This is a genomic window from Streptomyces sp. HUAS MG56 (genome assembly GCF_058673395.1).
The window spans coordinates 9,808,134-9,830,235 of record NZ_CM178722.1 but is presented as its reverse complement, the minus strand read 5'-3'; the positions used below and the strand labels follow the sequence as shown (position 1 = coordinate 9,830,235).

Genomic DNA, 22,102 nt, shown 5'->3' with positions numbered 1-22,102 from the left:
ATATACTTCGAGTGTATATCTGCTGAGAGTGCGTTCTGGTCCTGGAGCCTCGCGTCCGGTTGCCTGTCTCTCCGGCGACCAGCGTGTCGCCCTGAGTCGACTGTCAGAGACGCCGGGTTAGAGCTTTGGTCGGCTCCCGGTCGGCGGCTCGCGCGGCGCGGGTGCCGGCTTTGTGATCCGGACCGTCCGCGCACAACAACGCGTCCACGAGGTCGAACAGTTCGTCCCCGCGCGCGGTCAGGCAGTCGAATAAGTCCTCCCGGAAGCGTGACGCTTGCGCGAACGCCTCCCCGGGACCGGTGGCAGGCAGCAGACTCACCCTCACGGCCTTCGTTTCGATCGGTGCACCTTGGTCGGAGCACATGATCAGGCGAAGGCCGCTTCAATGTCCGGCAAATGCCCAGGTGAGTGATCCCGTTCGAGATGTCGTTCGATGCCAGGAGCCAGGCACGGGCGCTGATGCCTCAGCCAGCGAGCAGGGCCTGCATCCACTGGTCTTCGCGTTGCTCGATGTATTCGGCGTCGTTTCGCCAAGCGTCGCCGTGGCCTTCAGCCCACAGCCTTGCCCAGGGCTGGGCTCCTTGGGCCGCCTGGTCGCGCAGGAAGTCGTGCATGGAACGCGTACGGCACCCCAGTAGAGGCACCAACCGACGGCGTTCGGACTCAGCCAGACCGTAGGCGTCGGCGAAGACTCGCAGTCGGTCCGCCGCGTCCGGGCTCTGCCAGTCCGGATGCGCGGACAGCGGGATGAACCCGTGAATGGCGTATGCGACATCCCACAGGCGCGAGCCGGGACCTGCAGCGTCCCAGTCGATGAAGGCCCACCGCGCCTCGTCTGCGACCACGAGGTTCCAGGGGGCCAGGTCGTTATGGGCGATGATGTCACTGCCCTCAGCGGGGATCAGCGTCTGCCACCGCGCATCGGAGGGCGCCGTGAAGTCCTGCACGGCGTCGTGGAAGTCCCGGATCAGCCGTGCCACGCGAGCCAGTTGTCGAGCGGGTTCCATCAGCGAGAACCGGTCGGGCCAGACCACATCTCCCGGCATGAAGGTCAGGACCTCACGCCCCTGATCGTCAATGCCGAGCGGACGAGGCGCCGCGCCGAATCCCACCTCGTGCAGGTGGGCAAGCAGGGCATGCACAGCGGGTGTCCATGGTCCGGTCGGACGGCGAACGGTGTCCCCGACGCGAACGACACCATCACTGACGTTGCCACCGGACAAAGGCTGTTCATCATCGTGCCGCATCGATCCAGTGTGTCGGATCAGCTCGTCATGATCACCCCATTAAGGGGAGCGTCGGAGTAGAGACGGAGGTTAAAGAACTTCCCAATGACGATGTCAGGCCGCTGCTGTGACGGTTGGTAGGGGCTCGTAGCACTCTCCGTCGCGGAGCATGGCCCACAAGACGTTGGCTCGTCGACGGGCCAGGGCGAGCAGGGCCTGCTTGTGTCCCTTGCCCTCGTTCCGCTTGCGTCCGTAGTAGGCCTGGGAGGCGGCGCGCGCGACTGCCGGTCTACTCGAATCCGCAGGCCGCTTGGACGAGGCGCTCACACGGTTGGAACAAGCGTTCAACGCCGGAGATGCGGACGCGCAGAACCAAGCGGTCAGCCTCCTGCTCCGCATGAACCGCATGCAAGAGGTCAACGCGTGGGTCGAACGCTCGCTCGCTTCCGGCCGCACTGGGGTACTGAGGCAGGTCGCGGACCATCTGGCACTCTGCGGCCGCAGACGGGAAGCCCTGGAGTGGCTCAACCGTGCGGTGTCCTTCGGGGACACCGAAGCCTTTCGCGACATAGCCAGTCAGCTCGCGTACACCGGCCGGTTGGACGAGGCCCTCACTTGGTTTGACCGCGCTGCCGGCATCGGCGACGTCCAGGCGCTGCGCCTGGCCAGCGGGTCGCTGGCGAAAGCGAAGCGGTGGAGTGAGGCACTCACCTGGCTGCAGCGCGCGGCAGCGGCAGGACTCGACGACCGAGCCCTCGCGGTCCGTGCACTCACGCAGCTCCGCGCCTGGGCGGGGGCGTCCTGGACCCATAGCTTGGTGGTGACGAACAGTTCCTCGCGCGGGATGCCGCTGTTCTTGATGGCGTGGCCAACGGCTTCCTCGTTGTCGTAGGCGGCGGCGGTGTCCAGCAGCCGGTAGCCGGCCTCCAGGGCCTGGGTGACGGCGCGCTCGGTCTTGTCCGCGTCGACCTGGAAGACGCCGAAGCCGAGGATCGGCATCTGGACGCCGTTGTTCAAGGTGACGTGCTGCGCGGAATTCTCCTGGAAGGGACGGGTGGCCGGCCGATGGTGCCGGCTCAGCGAGTGGGTTCGGTGACCTGGGCCAGGACGCCGGTGGCGCCCATCGCGGCAGGCCAGCCGGCGTAGAAGGCGAGGTGGGTGATCGCCTCGGCGAGTTCGCCGGGGGTGAGGCCGTTGTCGAGGGCGCGGTTCAGGTGGCCGGTCAGCTGGGCGTCGCGGCCCAGCACCACCAGGGCGGCGACGGTGACCAGGCTGCGCTCGCGCGGGGACAGCTCCGGGCGCTGCCAGAGGTCGGCGAACAGGACGTCGTCGGTGAGGTCGGCGAGTTTCGGGGCGGTGCGGCGGACGAGGTCCGGCGCGATGCTCGGGTTGGTGCCGGTCATCCGCGTTCCATCATGCGCATCTGGGCCTCGTTGTGGGTGTCGCCGGCGGCCGGGGGCAAGCTGCTGAGCGCGGTGAGCTGGTCGTCGGTGAGGCGGACGGCGTCGGCGCCGGCGTTCTCCTCGACGCGGGCCACCCGGCGGGTGCCGGGGATCGGCGCGATGAAGTCGCCCTGCGCGAGCACCCAGGCCAGGGCGACCTGCGCCGGGGTGGCGCCGATCTCGGTGGCGATGGCGGCGACCTGGTCGGCCAGGCGCAGGTTGTGCTCGAAGTTCTCGCCGGTGAAGCGGGGGTTGTCGGCACGGAAGTCACTGGCGTCGAACTGCCCCGGATCGCGGATCGCGCCGGTCAGGAAGCCGCGGCCGAGCGGGGAGAACGGGACGAAGCCGATGTTCAGCTCCCGCAGCACGGGCAGCACACTGGCCTCGGGGTCGCGGGTGAACAGCGAGTACTCGGACTGCACCGCGGTGATCGGGTGGACGGCATGGGCGCGGCGGATGGTGTCGGGCCCGGCCTCCGAGAGACCGATGTGCCCGATCTTGCCCTCGGCGACCAGTTCGGCCAGCGCGCCGACGGTCTCCTCGATCTGGATGCCGGGGTCGACGCGGTGCTGGTAGTACAGGTCGATGCGGTCGGTACCCAGGCGCTTGAGAGAGCCCTCGACGGCGGCGCGGACGTTGGCCGGACTGCTGTCGGTGCCGCCCTCGCGGCCAGTGTGAGAGATCAGGCCGAACTTGGTGGCCAGCACCACCTGGTCGCGGCGGCCCTTGAGGGCCCGCCCCACCAGTTCCTCGTTGGTGTAGGGGCCGTAGACCTCGGCGGTGTCGATGAGGGTGACGCCGAGGTCCAGGGCGCGGTGGATGGTGCGGATGGACTGGCCGTCGTCGGTGCCGGCACCGGTGTAGCCGTGGGACATGCCCATGGCTCCCAGGCCGATGCGGGAGACGTCCAGATCGCGCAGTTTGGTGTGCTTCACGAGTGATCCTGTTCGTTCGCTGGTCAATGCCGGTTCGCCGAGCACCGGCTGCGCGCCGGCCGCGGCGCGGCGGCCGGTACGGGAAGTCCTGGGGTCTGCCGCGCCGCGGTGTTTCGTTCCGTGCGGACGGCGCTCGCGGGCGAGAGGGAAAGTCAGAGCGCCTGGCCGGCGGGGCGGAGCAGGATCTCGTTGATGGCCAGGTGCCGGGGGCGCTGGAGGGCAAAGGTGACGACCTCGGCGACGTCCTCGGCGGTGACCTCGGCGACGTCGTACAGCTCCTTGGCGCCCTGGCGGGTCGCTTCGTGGGTGATGTGGGTGGGCAGCTCGGTGGCGACGACGCCCGGCTCGATCACGGTGACACGGACGTCGGGCAGCAGCTCCTTGCGCAGCGACTCCGACCAGCCGTTGATGCCGAACTTGGTGGCCGCGTACACGCCGCTGCCGACGTTGGCGACCCGGCCCGCGACGGAGGAGACGTTCACGATGTCACCACCGCCGTCCTTGAGCTGGCCGAGGAACACCTCGGTAGCCGTGATCGCCCCGAGCAGGTTGACCTCGATCATCTTGCGGTAGTCCTCACGCTGCTCGGCCGAGAACGGACCCAGCAGCATGACCCCGGCGTTGTTCACCAGCACGTCCGTGCCGCCGAACTCCCGCTTCACCTGTTCGGCCGCCGCGACCAGGGCACCGCGGTCGGTGACATCGGCGGAGACGGCGATCGCACCGTCGCCGAGCTCGTCGGCGAGGGCCTTGATGCGGTCCGTGCGACGGGCGAGAAGCGCGACCCGGTAGCCGGCGGCGTGCAGGGACCGGGCGGTCGCGGCACCGATCCCGGAGGAAGCACCGGTGATGACGGCGACGCGCCCCTGCTTCTGGTCCTGGCTCATCGTATTTCCTGTCCTTCATTGTCACGTTGCGTGGCCGACCGCCCGATGGAGGTCACAGCCCCGAGGTCCGAAAGGTCCGGATCACCCCGACACGGCCATTCCAGCACCGCCCCGCAGACGGCGCGAGGAACCGCTTATACGTGTACTGGCAGTCACTCCTACACATCCCCGCACGGCCGTACCGTGGAGGCCATGGACAACCAGGCCGAGGTACGGGACTTCCTGCGCACCCGACGCGACCGCATCACCCCCGAGCAGGCAGGCATCGTCACCGGAGGCCGACGCCGCCTGCCCGGCCTGCGCCGCGAGGAAGTCGCCATGCTCGCCGGAATGAGCAGCGACTACTACGCCAAGATGGAGCGCGGCAACCTCGCCGGCGTCTCCCCCGAAGTACTCGACGCCCTCGCCCGCGCCCTGCGCCTGGACGACGCGGAGACCGAGCATCTGCACGACCTCGCCCGCGCCGCGAACCCTTCACCAAGCCGCCGCCGGGCCCGTCCCGCCCAGTCGACGGTCCGCCCCTCCCTCCAGCGGTTCCTCGACGCGATCACCGGCGCACCCGCATGGATCGTCAACCAGCGGGCCGACATCCTCGCCACCAACCCACTCGCCCGGGCCCTGCTCGCCCCGATGCTCGACGACCCGGACACCCGGAACAACACCGCACGGTTCATCTTCCTCAGCCCCGCCGCGCGCACCTTCTACCCGCAGTGGGAGCACGCAGCGGAAGCCTCCGCCGCGAACCTGCGCACCGCCGCAGGACGCAGTCCGCGCGACAAGGCCCTTTCCGACCTCATCGGGGAACTCGCGACCCGCAGCGACGCGTTCAGCCGCCGCTGGTCGGCCCACGACGTCCGCCTGCACCGCACCGGCACCAAGCACATCCACCACCCCGCCGTCGGCGACCTCGAATTCGTCTACGAAGGCGTCGAACTGCCCGACCATCCCGGCTGGATGATGTTCGCCTACACCAGCGCCGCCGGCTCACCGACCGAGGACCGGGTCAAGCTCCTCGGCAGCCTCGCCGCCACGCAAGCCGACGCGCAGGACCCCGCACCCGTCTCCCAGCCTGGGGAGACATGAGCCACTCCGGCGGCAGGGGTCAGTGAAACAGCCCTGTCGACAAGAACGCTCGGCGAAACCACCCCCTCGGCGGCTCAGCGCCGCGCGTCGCCCGGCGCCAACAGGCTGGTGAGATCCGCAATGGCCTCTGCCGAAGGCTTGAAGTAGCGGCGGACGTTCTCGACCTTCTTGTGTCGAGACTTGGCCATCAGCATCAGCTCGGATGCCCCCTGCTCGCCGAGGTGGGTCAGGGAGGAGTGCCGGTACTCGTGCAGGTCCCAGCCGGTGCCCGGACCCGCGTGCGCGGTGTGCTGGTCGAGCAGCACGCGGGCCTGGCCGTAGGACAGCCGGGCCAGGCCGGTGTCCGGACAGACGTCCCGGGCAGAGAGCACCTTCCCCGGGCCGGCGCGGCGGTGGGTGACGAACACCGGGCCGCGAGTGCGGCCCTTGAGCAGCCGCGACAGCAGCCGGGCGGTTCCCGCGTCCCAGAACACCGTCTCCAGCACATAGTCGGCGCGACTCGCACCGCGCCGGCGCACCTTCGGCTGGGCACCCTTCGACTTCACCGGCCACCGGCGCCCGGCCAGGTCCAGCTCCTCGATGTTGACGTCCAGGATCTCCTCGCAGCGGGCGCACGCCACGTAGAGCATCCGCCACAGGGTCTTCTCCAGCAGGTGGACGGCGCGGCGGGCCATCAGCCGGTCGATCGCCGTCTTCGAGCGCACCGGGGTGTCGGAGTCCGGCGGCGGCATCCGCTTGGCCCAGGCCGGGACGGCCGGCCCGTCGTAGCCGCGCTCGGCGCACCAGCCGGTCCAGGACAGCACCGCGGCGAGCGTTCCAGCTGTTCACCGCCGAGCTGCCCCAGAGCAGTTCCAACGCGCCGCCGATCTCGTCGTCCGCGACCGCGGCGAGCGGCCGGGCCTCGCCCAGGTGCTCGGCGATCTTCCCGACCGCGATGCCGTAGTTCCGGATCGTGTCCGGATTGATGAGCGAATCGAGGAAGGCGTCGGCTGCCGTCCGGACGGTCAGCGCCTTCCCGGGCGGCAACAGCAGGACGGGCACCGGCTTCCCCTTGACACAGATAACAGGGTCGCTTCGCGCAGCGGCCCGTCGGCGTCGCCGCAGGTCGTGATCGGCGATGCCGCAGTTAATAGGGCGTTATCTGTAGAACGACTCACGACCGGCCCAACACCGACGACCCGTCAGGTGCCCACCAGCGGCGATCCGGGCTTAGCGCACGATCTGGCGCGGATGTTCCTCAAGCCCCAGATCGCTCGCGCTGGTCACCCAGTCCACCACCGTGTACGAGCCAGCGTCGCCTGATCGAAGTCCGGCCCCACCAGAAAAGTCACTTATGGCCGTCCTCAGCAGGGGGTCTGGCCGGCGGGTACAGATCGGGCAGGTAGGGAGGTTGTCTGGGCACAAGGACGCAACGCCCACGGACGCGTCCACGGACCAAGGAGTAGACCGTGACGAGCGGAACCCCTGCCTATTTCACCGCCTTCCCCGACCTGGCGATGAGCCGGACCCCCTCCGGGGTGCTCACCCTGCGATTCCATACCCATCAGGGCCCCGCGACCTTCACCGGCCGGCTGCACACCGACTTCCCCCGCGCGCTGTACGAGATCGGTGAGGACCGGGACAACCGGGTGCTGGTGCTCACCGGTACCGGGGACCGCTTCATGACCGACATCGACGGCGCGAGCCTGGGTGACATCACCAAGCCCGCCCAGTGGGACCGTACCCTCAGTGAGGGCCGCCGCGTCATGCAGCGGCTGGCGGACCTGGAGCTGCCGATCGTCGCCGCCGTGAACGGCCCGGCCTCGGTACACAGCGAGTACGCCCTGCTCGCCGACATCGTCGTGGCCGCCGACTCCACCGTCTTCAGCGATTTCCCGCACCTGACCTTCGGGATCGTTCCCGGCGACGGCATCCACATCGTCTGGGAGGAGGCGCTGGGTCTGAACCGCGCCCGCCATCTCGCCCTCACTCAGGGCTCCTTCACCGCCGAACAGGCCGAACGCTGGGGCGCGGTGGCCGAGGTGCTGCCTTTGGACAAGGTCCTTCCCCGCGCCCAGGAGCTGGCCGAGACCCTGGCCGGCAGGCCGCAGCTGCTGACTCGCTACCTGGCTGTCACCCTGCGTCAGCGCATCAGCCGCCGGATCGCGGAAGGTACCCAGCTCGGCATGGCCCTGGAGGGCCTGACCGCGGCCGATCTCGCCCACCAGGGCTGAGAGGCCGGCCATGACGACTGGAGCGACCATGCAGCACACGACTCCCCTAGAACACTGGCTGGCGGCACTGCACGCCAGCTCGGACCGGCTCAACACCGCTGTCGGGAACCTGTCCGACGAGGACCTGTCCCGACCGTCCTTCGCCGACGGATGGAGCATCGCCCAGGTCCTGTCCCACCTGGGCAGCGCCGCCGAGATCTGCACCACCCTGGTGGAACGCGGACTCAAGGGCGACACGAGGGGCCCGCAGCGCGAAGACCTCCTGCCCGTGTGGGAACGCTGGGACGCCCTGCCCGGGCCGACCCAGCGTGCCGCCTGGCAGGAAGCCGACGTGCGCCATCTGCACCTGCTGGACGGGCTCACCACCGACCAACGCGAGAGTCTTCGCGTGCCGTACTTCAGCGGACTGCTCGGCCTCGCCGACTACGCCGGATACCGGCTCTCCGAACAGTCCGTGCACGCCTGGGACACCGCGGTGGCCCTGGACCCGGCCTCGACGATTCCTGCGCAGGAGGTGGAACTCCTGTGGCATCGCGTCGACCTGGTGGCCACCCGCTTCCGGGACGCGGAAAGCCTGTCCCGGCTCGGCCCCCGCCAGTTTGCGGTGGAACTCACCGATCCGCAGCGCATGTTGCTGCTCGATCTGGACACTGAACTGCACGTCTACCCGTGCGAGCCCGCCGAACCGGCCGGAACCGTGTCGGGGACCGCCGAGGCGGTGCTGCGGCTGGTCTACGGCCGCAACAGGCCACAAGACGGTGTCACGGTCACCGGCGCCGCCACGCTCGACGATCTCCGATCGCTGTTCCCCGGCTACTGAACCGACCCGCGCAGCCCCGCCAAGGCGCCGCCGGGAAGCAGATCCCCGGCGGCGCCGACCGGCGTGAGGCCATGCGTCCCGCAGACGCCTTGAGGAGACCCGAAGCCGTGATTTCCAGAAGAGTGCTGATCTCCGGCGCTTCACGAGGCATCGGCCGCGCGCTGGCCGACCGCCTGGACGCCGCCGGCCACCGCCCCGTCGGGCTGGCCCGCTCGGCCCCACCGGACTTCCCCGGAGAGTTCCACACCGTCGACCTCGCCGACCGCGCCGCCACCGCGCGCACCCTCGACGCCGTCCTGCGCGGCGGGGCCGTCGATGCCGTGGTCAACAACGTCGGAATCGTCCGCCCCGCCCCACTGCCCGCCGTCGGCCTGGACGACCTGCAGGCCGTCTACGACCTGACGGTCCGCACCGCCGTACAGCTGACCCAGGCGGTGCTGCCCGGTATGACCGCTCAACGCTGGGGACGGATCATCAACGTCACCAGCCTGGTCACCGTCGGCCTGCCCGAGCGCACCTCGTACGGCGCCGCCAAGGCCGCACTGGACTTCTGCACGCGTGCCTGGGCGGGCGAGCTCGCCGATGCGGGGATCACCGTCAATTCGGTTGCTCCCGGGCCGACCGAAACCGAGCTGTTCCGTGAGAACAACCCGCCGGGATCGCCCGGTGAGGCCCGCTACCTCGCCGGAGTTCCGGCTGGTCGGCTGGCCCAGCCCCGGGAACTCGCCGCCGCCGTCTGCTTCCTGCTCTCCGAGGACGCCGGGTTCATCACCGGCCAGACCCTGCGCGTCGACGGCGGCGCGAGCGTGGGATGACTGATCCGACGGCAAAGCGCCCCGTGTCCTGATCATCCGGGACACGGGGCGCTCGGCTGTCGGGATCAGTTGACGCTCTGTCCGCCGTCCACCATGACCGACTGTCCGGTGACGAAGGAGGCCCGGTCGGACAGGAGGAAGAGAACCACCTGGGCGACCTCGTGCGCCTCGCCGACGCGGCCGAGGGGGATGTTCTCTCCGTGCGGGTGGTACTCGGAGCCGTCCTCCTTCTTCGTGATGCCGCCCTCGGTCAGCGGTGTGCGGATGATGGTCGGGTTCACGGTGTTGACCCGGATCGCGTCGGGCCCGAGCTCCACCGCCGCCGCGCGGGCGAGTGCGGCGACACCACCCTTGCTGGCGCTGTAGATGGAGATGCCCGGGGTGCCGAGTTCGGCGAACACCGATCCGTTGACGACGATCGCCCCGCCCTCGCCCTGTCGCTTCATCTGATCGGCCTCGGCCTGCAGGTAGAAGAACGTGCCCTTCAGATTGCCGTCCATCAGCTGGTCCCAAGCCTTCTCGTCCAGCTCGGTCAACGGGCCGACCGCTGCGGTGCCGGCATTGTTGAAGGCCACGTCGAGGCGGCCGAAGCAGTCGACGACCTGCTGCACCACTGCCCGCGCGCCGCCGAAGTCCGTGGCGTCAGCCTTGACGAACAGCGCCTCGCCACCGTCCCTCGTGATCTCCTCGACCACGTCCCGGCCCGCATCCTCCCGGCGCCCGGTGATCGCCACCTTCGCACCCTCCTGTGCGAACAGGCGCGCGCTGACCCGGCCGATCCCGGACGTTCCCCCGGTGACCAGAGCAACCTTGCCGTCCAACATTCCCATGGTTCTGTTCCACTCCGTTTAGGAATTCGCTACATGCCAGATGCGGACCCGGCTTCGAAATCGGTGCCGACTTTTCCGGCCAGGTGCCAGGCCCCCGCATTGGGTGCCGAGCGGTTACAGCGTTCGCTTCTCCGACGGGATTCCATGAAAGCCATAGGCCGTCGCGATAACCGGTATAAGCTCGCCGTCTGCCGTCTGGAGAATCCGTCGGCAGATACTCCATTCAGCTGACTGCACAACAGCCCCGGCGTTCCCGGCCGATGCCCTGGCCCGGAACGGTTGCGGGGCCCCGTTACTGGTGATGCTGTGGATGTGCGACGGCGGTGCCTACTGCGCCGCTCTGAGCAGGCGGCGCGTTCCCGAGGGTGTGGCGTGATTACCGACGCAGCGGCCGTGTTCCCGTCCGTACGCCGATCACGTATCTCGTCATCAACGGAAGGAATCGGCCATGACGTCTGCATCCATGGAGGGGAAGGTCGCGCTCGTGACCGGGGCGACCAGCGGCATTGGCGCTGCCACAGCACAGGCGCTGGCCGAGCGCGGCGCGTACGTGCTGGTGGCCGGCCGTGATCCCGCCCGTGGCGAGAGCGTCGTGGGGGCGATCCGGGAGCAGGGCGGTAAGGCGGACTTCGTGAGCGCCGATCTGCGCGACGCCGAGGCGGTGCGACGGCTTGCGCACGACGCTCTGGGGCTGGGCGGCGGCCGGGTCGACGTCCTGGTCAACAACGCGGGCGTCTACCCCTTCGGCCTGACCAAGGACACGGAAGAAAGCCTCTTCGACTCGGTGTACGCGCTCAACGTCAAGGCCCCGTTCTACCTCGTGGCCGAACTCGCCCCGGCCATGGCCGACCGGGGCGGCGGAGCGATCGTGAACGTCAGCACCATCGCGGCCGCGCTCGGGTTCTCGGGCATGGCGCTCTATGGGTCGAGCAAGGCAGCAGTGAACCTCCTGACGAAGGCATGGGCAGCCGAGTACGGCCCACAGGGAGTGCGGGTCAACGCCGTACAGGTCGGCCCCACACGGACCGAGACCACCGCTGAGGCCGAGGAGGACCTGCAGAGCCTGGCCGCTCAGGCGCCCGCCGGACGGCCGGCGTCCGCCGCAGAGATCGCGGCCGCGATCGTGTACCTCGCCGACGACGCGGCGAGCAGCTTTGTGCAGGGTGCGGTGCTGCCCGTCGACGGCGGGCGCACCGCCGTCTGACCTCAACGTATCGCCCGGCCGCCTGGCCGCTGCGGGGATCAGTCGGTGGTGGGCTGCTCGAACGCGGCGATCAGGCGTCCCAGATCCTGCCGCCGCGAATCCGCCGGCCACACCGCCCACGTCCGGCGGATGAGAGGGTGCCCGACCAGCGGCTGCCACGTCACACCGTCGGGAATGGGCTGCGACCAGTCCGGCGGGGCCAGCGCGAAGGCCCGCCCGGCGCTGACGGCCGCCAGTTTCACCTCGGCGATCAGCCGCTGTCCCTCCGGCGCCTGAGTACCAAGGTCGAGGCCGTGGGTGCGCAGGATCGCCGTCAGCTCGTCGTACCAGGCGGGGCTGTCCGAGCGCGGGAAAGCCACCCATTCCAGCCGGGCCAGCGCGTCCAGCGCGATCCCTTCCGGCCCGGACAGCTCCGCCGCCTGGTCCGCGGCCAGCAGGACGCCCAGCCGTTCCCTGTTGACCAGCATCGCGTCGAACTCCTGCCCGGTGGGGCGCTCCCGCAGCAGTCCCAGGTCCAGCTCGCCGGCGTGCAGCGCGGCCAACTGCCCGGATGTGGACAGATGGCGGGCCTGTACCCGGGTGTCGGGGCAGGCCTCGGCCAGCTCGGTGAGCGCGGGGCTCAGCAGCCGCGAGGGGAACTCCAGCGGAATGCCGATCCGCAGCACGCCGCCGCCCCCACCGGTGTACCGGGCCATCGTCCGCACCACCTGATCGCGCCGGGCCAGCAGCGCACGTGCCTCCCCGAGCAGGGTGACGCCCGCGTCCGTGGGCCGCACACCGGTGCTGCTGCGCACCAGCAGCTTCACCCGCAGCTCCCGCTCCAGACCACCGACCGTCTGGGACAGCGCCGGCTGGCTGACGTGCAACCGTCGGGCCGCGGCCGAGAAGCCGCCCTCCTCGACCACTGCCACAAAGGCATGCAACTCCCGCAACTCCATGCCCCCATCGCATCACGCCGAAAACGCCGGATCCACCGTCGGCCACAGCCTTGGCCTATAGCGCCCATAACGTCCGGTAGCGGAGGCTACGGCCGCTGCCGTACCGGCGACGGTGAGATCGGCAGACCGCCCCGCGTCGTGCGCGGGGCGGGGCAGGAGCTACGCAATGCTGCCGAGGCGTGCCACAAGGCTGCAAGTAGGGGACCGCGTCGCGGCCTGGGGGCCCGTACGTCGCTTACTGGTCGGTGGGCCCCAGGGCCATGAAGCCGCCGTCTACGGGGAGGGTGACGCCGGTGATGTAGGCGGCGCGGGGCGAGGCGAGGAAGACGATGGCTTCGGCGATCTCGCGTGCCGTGCCAAGGCGTCCCAATGGCACCTTCGCCCCCAACGCCTCGAAGTCCTCCTGGCCGACCATGTCCGCCACGTTGTCGGTGTTCGTGTGGCCAGGGGCGACGGCGTTGAAGCGCACTCCACGCTTACCGAACTCGACAGCCCAGGCGCGGGTGAAGGAGTCCACGGCCGCCTTCGAGGCGCCGTAGACAGATGTGCCGGCCATGCCGGTCAGACCGGCGACCGTGGTGACGCTGACGACGCTGCCGGACCCCTTGGCCGCCATCTTCGCCGCCAGAGACTGGGTGAGGAAGTACGTGCCGCGTACGTTGGTGTCGAGCAGGGTCTCGAAGGTGTCCAGGCCCTGCTCAAGGGTGGGGGCGAAGGGGTAGGCACCGGCATTGTTGACCAGGATGTCCACCTCACCGGCCTCGTCGGCCAGGTGTCGGACCGAATCCAGATCGCTCAGGTCTGCGGCGATGAACCTGGCCTTGCCGCCCGCGGTCTCGATGGCCGCGACGGTCTTGGCGCCCTTGTCGGCATTGCGGCCGGAGACGATGACGGACGCGCCCTCCTGGGCCAGGAGGAGAGCCGTCTCCCGACCGATGCCGGACGTGCTGCCGGTGACGAGAGCAGTCTGATTCTCGAACTGCATGAGAAGCACCTTTCCGCAGGACCGGTACGGCCCCGCAGCCATTGGGTACGAAATATGTCGTGCCTACTCTCAGGCGCCTTCCGGATTCCGGCAAGCTGACCCGCAGAGCAGTCCAGCATTTCTAATTACTGACCTCTTCGCAGAATTTCCGGCCGCGATCGCCCCTACTTTTGACCGCCATAAGCAGTACCTTCATTCAGCGCGGAACGTGTCGAATTCTCCGCCCGCTCGGCATCTGGAACATGAGGGTTGACCGGGAGCACGGGTGGTCCGTGTTCTGGTGCCCCGCCTCCTCCGTGAAGTGACGCGAGTCCCAAAGCCTGCGCCGTGCGGAGATCGCGGCGGGGCCGCATCCGTATCCGACGCCCCGCATCTCCTCCGGAGCCCGCTGCGCCGATCACAGCGCCGCACACTCTCCCGTGGCCGGCCTGCCGGTCAGAAGCGGTGCTTATGGCAGCTCTTCGTGAGGCATAGGGCCGCAGGAGAGGAACTGTGCGCACCTCGCGGTTACATGATCCGTACAGCGCGCGGCTCCCCTTCCGGCTTGTGCAGGCGGCGGAATGGGCCGCCCGCCTGCGATCCGTTCAAGCCCGGGAAACCACCTGGATGTCCCACCCCATGGAGGTACCCCACGTCACTCCACAAATCTCAGTACAGCTCAGGCCTGGATGGCGAACTCCGAGGGAAGTTCATCAGTTGCGCAATCAAGAAAGCATCATCTGAACGGAGCCAGGGGGAAGGCCGGACCATGCGAGGCACGTCCGCTACAAAGCGCCCACTGGAAGAACTGGCGCAGGCATACCCGCCGCCTCCCCCGGACGCCCAAGTCCAGCTCACCTACCGGCCAGTGGCCGTGAACGGGCAAGCCGGATGGCCGCGGCCGGGCAGCGTCACCGCCTGGTGGACAGCCCTGGACAGCGCCACCCTGTCCCATGTGCGCCTGTCCGGAGCCCCGACGCCGCGCTGGGTGGTCTACGACCCCGACCGGATCGCTCTGCCGGTCGAAGACGGCACATAACGGTCCCGGCCGGCAAGAAGGTTGCCGGATGGCACAACAGTCGAAGTCAGCCTGGGCGACACACCCTCGGGGGAGGACGACCATCCATGGTGCATGGCGACGTTCAGCGGCGCGACGAAAATCTCCGGCTGGGAGCCACCGTGGCCGAGATCGAGGGGCTCCATACGGCCCTGCTGAAGACCACCTCCCCTGGACGGCGCCGGCGGCTACGAGCCGTGCTGTCGCGCGCCGCCGAGCGGCTCGCCGGTTGGCAGCCGCTCCCTGACCGGGGCGGGTAGCTCTGCCTGCGACTCCGAGACGTTCACGAGGATCGGTCGACCAATCCGGGGTCCCCGTGTTGGCGATGGCGGTTAGCCCACTTGAGGCGCACGCCCGGGAGATACCCATCTCGGCGGCGACGTGCGCGATCGGCCGGGTGCGGCAGCGTTCGATCAGGCGACGGCGACCTTCGATGGACAGTGGCGCATAGCGGCGAACCATCCGTGTCAGCTGGCGTCGAGGCGCATCGCGGCCGCGGTGTCCGTGGCGACGGTGAGCGGTCGGCCGAGTAGTTGGGCGAGGTCGGGGCTGGTGGTGCTGAGGAACCCGTGGCGGACGCTGGTCGCGATCGAGGCGAGCATCGGCGGCTGGAACGGCAGTAGCGTGTCGTCAGCGAGGAGTTGGGCCCGGTACTCCCCGAGCCCGATGGTCCGGTGCGCGACTCCGAGGGATTCGGCGATGCCGACGGCGGTGATCGGTTCGCCGACCAGGTCATAGGTCCTGCCGGCGTGCGCGGTCGGATTGCCGGCCACGACGGCTGCGGCCGCGGCCAGGTCCGCCCGCGCCACAGCGGCGAGCGCTCCGTCGCCGAACGCCGATTCCACGCCGTCAGCGGTCCAGGTCAGGAGCGCCCCGAAGAGTTCGGCGTAGAGCCCGTTGCGCAGGACCGTCCACCCAAGCCCACTGGACTTGATCAGCTGCTCGGTGGCCCGATGGGCGAGGGCGAAGCCAAGGTGGTCACAGCACCACGGCATCGGCCGACGGCGGGGCGGGGCGGAGCCACCACCGGACGCGTGCCAAGGCCGGAGCCCACACTCCGAAGGCTCGAGGCGAACTGCGGAGCGGCAGCCGGTCATCGGCGGCGCAGGTCAGCCGCAGAGATCCCACTGCCGTGCGCCCCTCGCTGTCATGATGGTCCGATGGACAACCAGGAGAGGACCGAACCTCCGCGGGTGGCCGATGAGCGCGCCACGCTGACCGGCTTCCTGCAGCGCCAGCGGGACACGCTGGCCATGGCATGTGCGGGGCTCACAGCCGAGCAGCTCAGGGAAAAGGCCGTGCGGCCCTCCGGCTTGTCGCTGCTCGGCCTCGTCCGGCACATGGCTGACGTCGAGCGGACCTGGTTCCGCAACGTGTTGAACGGCGAGCACAGTAACGTGCACTGGCCCCGAAGCACCGGCGGCGCTTTCGACGTCGACACCGCAGACCCGTCCGAGGCGTTCGCGATCTGGCACGAGGAGTGCGCCCGATCCCGCGACATCGTGGATGCCGCCCAGTCCCCCGACGCCACCGGGCGGTACCGAGACGACGTCTTCTCCCTCCGCTACATCCTCACCCACATGATCGAGGAGTACGCGCGGCACAACGGCCACGCTGATCTCCTCCGCGAGCGCATCGGCGGAATCGCCGAACAGTAGTGGACGGCGGGGGCCGGTCCCCTGACGGGCCCCGGGACGGCCAGGCGCAGCACGGTCGTCCCGGGCAAACGAAAAGGCGGGCCATCGGCCCGCTCGGGGAAGCCCCCCGCCAGGGCCTCTGCACAGGCGCGGGCCGGGGGTCGAGCGGCACCGGCGAAACAGCCCGGGGCCCGGATCCGAACAGGGCGTTGGCCGGGCCCCGCTGGGCCCTGCACGGCAGGGGTACAAACCCGGGACGGCCGGCCACAGGACCGGGACCGCCGACCTGGTGCGGGTAGACGCGGAGCGGGACCATGGCGCGGTCTCAGAGCCCCTGACGCGGTGAGCCTTGCAGCCCTTCTCCCGTTTGAAGGACGGCCGGAGTAGCTCAGCGCCTCGCATCGCGAGGTCGTTCTCGAATTCCTTGGAGGCGAAGCCCTTGTCTGCGATGACCAGCAGCCCCGGCCGGTCGGTGGCCAGATGCGGCTCGCGGTCCAGCATCGCGGCCAGCACTTCCCGCTCATCAATCTTCGGGTTCGCGAGTGCCCAGGTGATGGGCATGCCACTAGGAGTACAGACCAGGTACAGGCGCAGACCCGAGAAGAACCGCAAGTGAGAGGCGCAGTACCCGTATCCGGCCCAGCCGGCCATATCCGAGACCTGCTGGCCGCAGACCTGAAACGGTGACCGCGAAGTCCGGGGCCAGGTCCCATCAGCGCTTACGGGTACAACAGTCGCGAGAGTTCGGGGCGAATCTGCTCGGCGAGGTATGCGTGTCCGGCGTCCGTGGGGTGCACACCATCGCTTCCGATGAACTGGTGCGCGGATCCGGTAAACCACCCGCGGCGCACCGCGGACAGGTAAGGCAGGCCCAGTTTCATTGCTGCGGCCGCGACCGCTTCGTCGACCGGGTGCGAGCCGACTGGCTGCGGGTCTGAGTAGATCGGCCCGATGACAAGGATGCGCGTGTGGGGCAGTCCGGCATGGAGACGGCGCAATGTGTCTACCGCGGCGGTCTGGGTTTGTGTCGGGCCGACGTCGTTACGTGATCCCTCGACAACCACCAAGTCTGGCGCTGCCGCAACGGCGTCGTTGACCCGCTGCGTGTAGGGCCGTCCGCCCGGTTGCGTGCCGCCGGTGGTGTAGCCCGTGCCGCCCTGCCCGTCCAGACGTAGCGTGAGCCCCAGCCGATTGGCGACCAGCGCGGGCCAGCCTTGCGATCCGATCCCGCCCTGGTCACTTCCGCCGGCAATGCTGTCGCCCAGGACGAACAAGCGCAACTGTGCTGTGGTGGCGCCGACCGGGATATTGCCGATCATGATCAAGAGGGTGCCCAGCATGATCATTAGCACCGGTACGCGGCGCCGCGACCGACTCAAACGCTGGGACTTCGCAGATATGCCCATGGCGCTGAAGCTAATGCGCTAACCGGAATGTCACCAATGCACTACGCCGACGGGATGGCCGCGATGTGCCCGGGTGCGCGGACGGACCGGTGAGCGCATCACGCCGGAGCACCGCAACGACGGCCTCAGCCAGATGCCGCGGCTGACCGCCACACTCGTGGTGCGCCGCAGCGTCCGGCATCCGGATCGCGGGTACCCCATTCCGGTCCTTGGCGCAGTCCGTCCGGAGGGTCTGGTCAGTGTCGCGGATGTCGAAGCCGTCCGCCCGCAGCTGGTTCACCGCGGCGTCCATGTAGCGCGTGGTGAACAGCTCGAGGGCGTTGAGGACCAGGCCCAGGGCGCCGATCTGGTCTTCCATGCCGTCCTGTGCGTGCCGCGATGATCCCCGACAGCGGGCACTCAATCAGCCAGCAGCTCACCACGCCCATCCGACCCGCATACCGCGTGTGCTACACACCGGAGGTGTCTGTCCCCGACCATCCGGGACAGACACCTCCCGGGCGTTTGAAGTCGGTGGCCACCGCTTCCCCGGCTCATGTGCCCGGCACGTGCTCTCGCGGCTCGCGTGATTCCGGTACCCGCGTGGGTGCCAGGGCGAGGAGGGCCACGTCGTCGTCGATGGTGGGGCGTACGCGGAGAGGTCCTGCCAGAGCGCGGTGACGAGGTGTGCGCGGACGTGCCGTTCGGGCGCACGGCGGTCCGGGCGGGGACGGTGATGTCAGTCGGGGTCCGAGCCCGACCCCTCGTCCCACAGCGCGAGCGGTGTCGCACCGGTCCGGTAGCCGTTCTCGTCCAGCAGATGGCCGCTCAGTTTCATGGGCCACAAGGCGACCGTGCGGTCGGTGACGGTGAGGTCCGGGGCCCGGTCGGCGAGGCGGGTCTCGAAGCGCTGGGCGTCGTCGAGGGAGCGTACCCAGGCGACGAGGTGCAGTCCGCGCACCGGCCCTACTGGGCGATGCCGTCCACGAAGTCGAGGGGGAGTGGTCCCCACAGCGTGTGTTGCCCGCAGGTCAGCGAGCGTCACCGGATTCGGTCACCAGGCCGCGGCGTCGGGCCATCTCCAGCCCGGCCGCGCCCGGCCTCGACGGCGCCACCGTCCGCGTTGGGGCGCGCCCTGCCAGGGCCCCGGCAGGAGCCGCCGGCACCGGAGGAGTACGCACCTCGCCGAACAGCTCCGGGCGCCGGGCCCGCAGCGCCTCGGCCGCCGCCTGGATCTGCGTCTCGTCCGCGTCCACGTCAGAGATCAGCAGACGCTCCGCGTCCGTCAGGTCCTCACCCGACGCACCCAGCGCCACCAGTGCCCCGCGGCGCAGCGCCGACCGCTCCCGCTCAGCCGCCGCCTCCTCACGCCGGACGGCCTGCAACTCCCGGTCAGCGGCTGCCTGTTCGCGTCGCTCCGCGCACGAGAGGCCCGAGCGTGGTGCCTGTCACTGTCGGTGCGTCAGACGGCCGGTTCCCGGACGGCGGTGGGCTTGGTGGTGAGCAGGGCCGTGATCTCATCGGCGAGGTGCGGGCCGAGCTCGCCCCAGCCGTCCTTGTAGCCGTAGACGCCGGCCAGGGTGCGGGCCTCGTAGTCACCGTTCATGATCTCGATGTCGTTGGCGGTGATGAGTGCCGGGTGGGCGACCCCGAGGGCTGCCGAGACCTTGGTCAGCTCCCTGCGCAGGGTGCGCAGGTAGACGGCGGCCCGGGTGGCCTTCGAGGCCGGGTCGAGGCCGCGGGCCAGCCACTGGTTCTGGGTGGCGATGCCGGTGGGGCACTTGTCGGTGTGGCACTTCTGCGACTGGATGCAGCCGATGGACAGCATCGCCTCACGGGCCACGTTGACCATGTCGGCCCCCAGAGCGAAGGCGACCGCGGCGTTCTCGGGCAGGCCGAGCTTGCCGGAGCCGATGAAGGTCAGGTCGTCGGTCAGACCCAGCTCGGCGAAGGCGCCGTAGACCCGGGAGAAGCCCATCCGGAAGGGCAGCGACACCGAGTCGGTGAAGATCAGCGGCGCCGCCCCGGTGCCGCCCTCGCCGCCGTCGACGGTCACGAAGTCGACACCGCGGTCGCCACGCGCCATCAGCGCGGCCAGCTCCCGCCAGAAGCCCATCTCCCCGACCGCGCTCTTGACCCCGACCGGCAGACCGGTCTCGGCGGCGAGCAACTCGACGAAGTCGAGCATCGAGTCGACGTCGCTGAACGCGGTGTGCCGCGACGGGGAGGCGCAGTCCTTGCCGACCGGTATGCCGCGGATCCGGGCGATCTCCGGGGTCACCTTCGCGCCCGGCAGCATCCCGCCCAGCCCTGGCTTGGCCCCCTGCGAGAGCTTGATCTCGATCGCCCTGACCGGGGCGCCGGCGACCACGTCCTTGAGCTTGTCGAGGTTGAAGCTGCCGTCCTCGTTGCGGCAGCCGAAGTACGCCGTACCGATCTGGAGGACGAGGTCGCCGCCGTTGCGGTGGTACGGCGACAGGCCGCCCTCGCCCGTGTTGTGCATCGTGCCCGCCAGCGCCGCCCCCTTGTTGAGCGCCGTGACGGCCGCGCCGGAGAGCGATCCGAAGCTCATCGCCGAGATGTTCACCACGCTCGCCGGCCGGAACGCCTTGGCACGCCCGCGCGGCCCGCCCAGCACCTTGGCCGAGGGCAGCGGCGCCTGCGGGTCGTGCGCGTCGGGCAGAGTGCCGGCGAACGTGCGCTGCTTGAGGTAGGCGTGCCCCTGCACATGCTCGACGTCGACGTCGGTCCCGAAGCCGAAGTAGTTGTTCTCCTCCTTCGCCGACGCGTAGATCCAGGAACGCTGGTCACGGCTGAACGGCCGCTCCTCCTCGTTGGAGGTCACGATGTACTGCCGCAGCTCCGGCCCGATCGTCTCCAACAGGTACCGGGCGTGCCCGATCACCGGGAAGTTCCGGAGCAGCGCATGCCTCTTCTGGACAAGGTCGCGGGCAGCCAGAAGCGCCACTGCTGTCGCGGCGGCCGCGCCGATCCTCCGAGCGTGCATGACCGTTCCTCCTCGATGCACGACTCCATCGCCGTTCGGTGAAGTCGTTGTGTGATGTTAAGAGGGCGCATGGCCAGGCATGCGGTCAGGGGGTTGGTTCACGCTCGGGTCCACGTACTCCCGGTCGGTCACTGCCCGGAGGCGGTCCCTGGGTGGGTGCACCATCGTCCCAGGTAAGCCGTCACCTCCTCGGGACTTCGGGTCTGAAGGCCGATGTGCAGGTCGGGACGGACAAGTACCAGTGAATTGTCGGGCAGTTGGCGTGAGGGGTGTGTCGGGGACACCGCGCGGACGGTGACCGGCATGGGGCAGGAGGCCAGTGCCGGGGCGGGTGCGGGGCGTTCGCCGACCGAGAGCAGGGTCCAGTGCCGGTAGGAGAGCAGGGCGTGCAGGCTGTGTTCGCCACCGTCCGCCCAGACCTGCTGGTCGGGCATCCGGTCGCCGCCTCCGGGTGCCGAGAGCGGGCTTCCCCGGTGGTCCAGGTCCAGGTCGGCGAGTCGCCCGCGGATCCGGTCGGTCGCCCATCGGGTGCCCAGTACGTGACGGCCGACCAGGCGCATCGCCAGCAAGACCCGCCATGTGCCCGGCGATTCCAGCACGTCACGCCTGGTGCGGCGCATCACCCGCAGGGCGGTGCGCCGTTGCTCGGCGGAGTAGGTGTCCAGCAGCTCGGGCGGGGCCCAGCCGCGTACCACACTGGCCAGTTTCCAGGCCAGGTTGTGCGCACCGCGCAGGCCGGTGTTCAGGCCGCGTCCGCCGATCGGCGCCCACAGGTGCGCGCTGTCCCCGGCCAGCAGGGCCCGTCCGGAGCGCAGCGTGCGGGCGAACCTGTCCTGGAACCGGGCCCGGTTGGTCCACTCCGGCAGTGTCGGTGTGAGCCATACGTCGGAGTCGTGAGCGGCCCGCATCAAGAGCTGCCGCATCTCCTCGACGGTCACCGGGGTGAGTGGTGTCGCGTCCGGTTCGCGGGTGAAGGCGAAGCAGCGGTAGCCGCCTCCGGGGCGGGGCGCGCAGCCGAGCGACAGGTCCTTGTCCAACAGGAGGTAGGTGCGGTCCCCGTGGTACGGCAGCCGCCAGTCCACCTTCGCGTTGATCTGCGCGACCTGGAGGTGGCGCCGCGGGCCGCCGTCGAACGGCACGCCGACGGCCTTGCGCACCAGGCTGTGCGAGCCCTCGCAGCCGACCACCCAGGCACAGCGCAGCGTCCGCGGCCGGCCGTCCGCACAGCGGACCTCGACCTCGGCCGCGTCCTCGGCCACCCGGACCGCCGTCGCCTCGGTCGACCAGTCGATCGAGCCGCCCACCTCTCCGAGCCGCTCCGCCAGCAGCCTCTCCACCGCGTCCTGCTCGATCGAGAGCGGGTTGGGCCAGCGGGTGCCGCTCGCGGTCAGGTCGAGGACTCCGACCGTCCGCCCCTGGACGATCAGCTCCGTCGAGTTGAGCGGCACTCCTTCCTCGACGAACCGCTCGGCGCAGCCGAGGTCGGCCAGCACTTCCATGGCCCGGTGCCAGACGATGCCGGCGCGGGCCTCGCGTTTGCCGCTGTCCTGCTTCTCCAGGACCCGTACCCGCAGCCCGTACAGACGCAGTCCGACCGCGAGGGCCAGGCCGGTCGGTCCGGCGCCGACGATCACGACGTCGCAGTCGTTCCGTTCCATC

20 protein-coding genes and 7 pseudogenes are annotated in these 22,102 nt (G+C 69.7%); 7 read left to right on the top strand and 20 right to left on the bottom strand.

Features of this window, described 5'->3' with window-relative positions; all coding sequences use genetic code 11:
* Window positions 1–178 precede the first annotated feature (178 nt).
* The 7 genes and pseudogenes from AC4OXY_RS44800 to AC4OXY_RS44770 form a co-directional block, all read right to left on the bottom strand.
* Window positions 179–319, bottom strand: a pseudogene (locus AC4OXY_RS44800) (NF041680 family putative transposase); the annotation flags it as partial.
* Between the two features lie 145 nt (window positions 320–464).
* Window positions 465–1,247, bottom strand: coding sequence for a phosphotransferase enzyme family protein (locus AC4OXY_RS44795; RefSeq protein WP_491992602.1), 783 nt, complete (start codon window positions 1,245–1,247; stop codon window positions 465–467).
* A gap of 93 nt (window positions 1,248–1,340) precedes the next feature.
* Window positions 1,341–1,493: pseudogene (locus AC4OXY_RS44790) on the bottom strand (IS110 family transposase); the annotation flags it as partial.
* Between the two features lie 480 nt (window positions 1,494–1,973).
* Window positions 1,974–2,225, bottom strand: a pseudogene (locus AC4OXY_RS44785) (aldo/keto reductase); the annotation flags it as partial.
* A gap of 77 nt (window positions 2,226–2,302) precedes the next feature.
* Complete coding sequence (locus AC4OXY_RS44780; RefSeq protein ID WP_491992601.1) at window positions 2,303–2,629, bottom strand: carboxymuconolactone decarboxylase family protein; 327 nt, start codon at window positions 2,627–2,629, stop codon at window positions 2,303–2,305.
* Window positions 2,626–3,603 (bottom strand): aldo/keto reductase, encoded by a 978-nt coding sequence (locus AC4OXY_RS44775; protein WP_491992600.1) that lies wholly within the window; start codon window positions 3,601–3,603, stop codon window positions 2,626–2,628. The genes AC4OXY_RS44780 and AC4OXY_RS44775 overlap by 4 nt, the downstream gene beginning before the upstream one ends.
* 152 nt (window positions 3,604–3,755) lie before the next feature.
* Complete coding sequence (locus tag AC4OXY_RS44770) at window positions 3,756–4,490, bottom strand: SDR family oxidoreductase (RefSeq protein ID WP_491992599.1); 735 nt, start codon at window positions 4,488–4,490, stop codon at window positions 3,756–3,758.
* Between the two features lie 192 nt (window positions 4,491–4,682).
* Between AC4OXY_RS44770 and AC4OXY_RS44765 the strand changes: the two genes are divergently transcribed.
* The gene (locus AC4OXY_RS44765) at window positions 4,683–5,573 is read left to right on the top strand and encodes a helix-turn-helix transcriptional regulator (protein WP_491992598.1); all 891 of its coding nucleotides are present in this window, start codon (window positions 4,683–4,685) and stop codon (window positions 5,571–5,573) included.
* Window positions 5,574–5,647: 74 nt separating this feature from the next.
* Here the strand turns inward: AC4OXY_RS44765 and AC4OXY_RS44760 are convergent.
* Window positions 5,648–6,635 (bottom strand): annotated as a pseudogene (locus AC4OXY_RS44760) (site-specific integrase).
* A gap of 386 nt (window positions 6,636–7,021) precedes the next feature.
* Between AC4OXY_RS44760 and AC4OXY_RS44755 the strand changes: the two are divergent.
* The 3 genes from AC4OXY_RS44755 to AC4OXY_RS44745 all read left to right on the top strand — a co-directional run bounded on the left by AC4OXY_RS44755 (window position 7,022) and on the right by AC4OXY_RS44745 (window position 9,421).
* Window positions 7,022–7,786: an enoyl-CoA hydratase/isomerase family protein gene (locus AC4OXY_RS44755; RefSeq protein WP_491992597.1), complete on the top strand. Its 765-nt coding sequence runs from the start codon at window positions 7,022–7,024 to the stop codon at window positions 7,784–7,786.
* A 10-nt stretch (window positions 7,787–7,796) separates the two neighbouring features.
* Entirely contained in the window at window positions 7,797–8,606 is an 810-nt protein-coding gene (locus AC4OXY_RS44750; RefSeq protein WP_491992596.1) for a maleylpyruvate isomerase family mycothiol-dependent enzyme, read from the top strand.
* 107 nt (window positions 8,607–8,713) lie between these two features.
* The gene (locus AC4OXY_RS44745) at window positions 8,714–9,421 is read left to right on the top strand and encodes an SDR family oxidoreductase (protein ID WP_356039915.1); all 708 of its coding nucleotides are present in this window, start codon (window positions 8,714–8,716) and stop codon (window positions 9,419–9,421) included.
* A 65-nt stretch (window positions 9,422–9,486) separates the two neighbouring features.
* Here the strand turns inward: AC4OXY_RS44745 and AC4OXY_RS44740 are convergent, their stop codons facing one another.
* On the bottom strand, window positions 9,487–10,251 hold the full coding sequence (locus AC4OXY_RS44740; protein ID WP_356039913.1) for an SDR family NAD(P)-dependent oxidoreductase: 765 nt from the start codon (window positions 10,249–10,251) through the stop codon (window positions 9,487–9,489).
* Window positions 10,252–10,699: 448 nt separating this feature from the next.
* On the opposite strand from AC4OXY_RS44740, the gene AC4OXY_RS44735 reads away from it, so the two are divergent.
* Window positions 10,700–11,455 carry an SDR family NAD(P)-dependent oxidoreductase gene (locus AC4OXY_RS44735; protein WP_356039910.1) on the top strand — a complete coding sequence of 252 codons (756 nt, stop codon included), beginning with the start codon at window positions 10,700–10,702 and terminating at the stop codon, window positions 11,453–11,455.
* 38 nt (window positions 11,456–11,493) lie between these two features.
* Here AC4OXY_RS44735 and AC4OXY_RS44730 read toward each other — a convergent pair whose 3' ends face one another.
* The gene (locus AC4OXY_RS44730; RefSeq protein ID WP_356039907.1) at window positions 11,494–12,393 is read right to left on the bottom strand and encodes a LysR family transcriptional regulator; all 900 of its coding nucleotides are present in this window, start codon (window positions 12,391–12,393) and stop codon (window positions 11,494–11,496) included.
* 235 nt (window positions 12,394–12,628) lie between these two features.
* The gene (locus tag AC4OXY_RS44725; protein WP_491992595.1) at window positions 12,629–13,378 is read right to left on the bottom strand and encodes an SDR family NAD(P)-dependent oxidoreductase; all 750 of its coding nucleotides are present in this window, start codon (window positions 13,376–13,378) and stop codon (window positions 12,629–12,631) included.
* A gap of 748 nt (window positions 13,379–14,126) precedes the next feature.
* On the opposite strand from AC4OXY_RS44725, the gene AC4OXY_RS44720 reads away from it, so the two are divergent.
* Window positions 14,127–14,396: a hypothetical protein gene (locus AC4OXY_RS44720; RefSeq protein ID WP_491992594.1), complete on the top strand. Its 270-nt coding sequence runs from the start codon at window positions 14,127–14,129 to the stop codon at window positions 14,394–14,396.
* A gap of 304 nt (window positions 14,397–14,700) precedes the next feature.
* Here AC4OXY_RS44720 and AC4OXY_RS44715 read toward each other — a convergent pair.
* Window positions 14,701–14,876 (bottom strand): annotated as a pseudogene (locus AC4OXY_RS44715) (helix-turn-helix domain-containing protein); the annotation flags it as partial.
* Between the two features lie 5 nt (window positions 14,877–14,881).
* Complete coding sequence (locus AC4OXY_RS44710) at window positions 14,882–15,409, bottom strand: Rossmann-fold NAD(P)-binding domain-containing protein (protein ID WP_356039898.1); 528 nt, start codon at window positions 15,407–15,409, stop codon at window positions 14,882–14,884.
* Between the two features lie 165 nt (window positions 15,410–15,574).
* Between AC4OXY_RS44710 and AC4OXY_RS44705 the strand changes: the two genes are divergently transcribed.
* Window positions 15,575–16,072 carry a DinB family protein gene (locus tag AC4OXY_RS44705; protein ID WP_491992593.1) on the top strand — a complete coding sequence of 166 codons (498 nt, stop codon included), beginning with the start codon at window positions 15,575–15,577 and terminating at the stop codon, window positions 16,070–16,072.
* Window positions 16,073–16,408: 336 nt separating this feature from the next.
* Here AC4OXY_RS44705 and AC4OXY_RS44700 read toward each other — a convergent pair.
* The 7 genes and pseudogenes from AC4OXY_RS44700 to AC4OXY_RS44670 form a co-directional block, all read right to left on the bottom strand.
* Window positions 16,409–16,822, bottom strand: a pseudogene (locus AC4OXY_RS44700) (transposase); the annotation flags it as partial.
* A complete protein-coding gene (locus tag AC4OXY_RS44695; RefSeq protein ID WP_491992592.1) occupies window positions 16,771–17,391 on the bottom strand; it encodes an SGNH/GDSL hydrolase family protein in 621 nt (206 codons plus the stop codon). The pseudogene AC4OXY_RS44700 and the gene AC4OXY_RS44695, both read right to left, overlap by 52 nt.
* A gap of 301 nt (window positions 17,392–17,692) precedes the next feature.
* Window positions 17,693–17,824: pseudogene (locus tag AC4OXY_RS44690) on the bottom strand (Tn3 family transposase); the annotation flags it as partial.
* 351 nt (window positions 17,825–18,175) lie between these two features.
* Complete coding sequence (locus tag AC4OXY_RS44685) at window positions 18,176–18,397, bottom strand: hypothetical protein (protein WP_356040605.1); 222 nt, start codon at window positions 18,395–18,397, stop codon at window positions 18,176–18,178.
* A gap of 70 nt (window positions 18,398–18,467) precedes the next feature.
* Window positions 18,468–18,821, bottom strand: coding sequence for a hypothetical protein (locus AC4OXY_RS44680; RefSeq protein WP_491992591.1), 354 nt, complete (start codon window positions 18,819–18,821; stop codon window positions 18,468–18,470).
* Window positions 18,822–18,898: 77 nt separating this feature from the next.
* On the bottom strand, window positions 18,899–20,443 hold the full coding sequence (locus AC4OXY_RS44675; RefSeq protein ID WP_491992590.1) for an FMN-binding glutamate synthase family protein: 1,545 nt from the start codon (window positions 20,441–20,443) through the stop codon (window positions 18,899–18,901).
* Window positions 20,444–20,571: 128 nt separating this feature from the next.
* Window positions 20,572–22,101 (bottom strand): FAD-dependent monooxygenase, encoded by a 1,530-nt coding sequence (locus AC4OXY_RS44670; RefSeq protein ID WP_491992589.1) that lies wholly within the window; start codon window positions 22,099–22,101, stop codon window positions 20,572–20,574.
* Between the last annotated feature and the right edge of the window lies 1 nt (window position 22,102).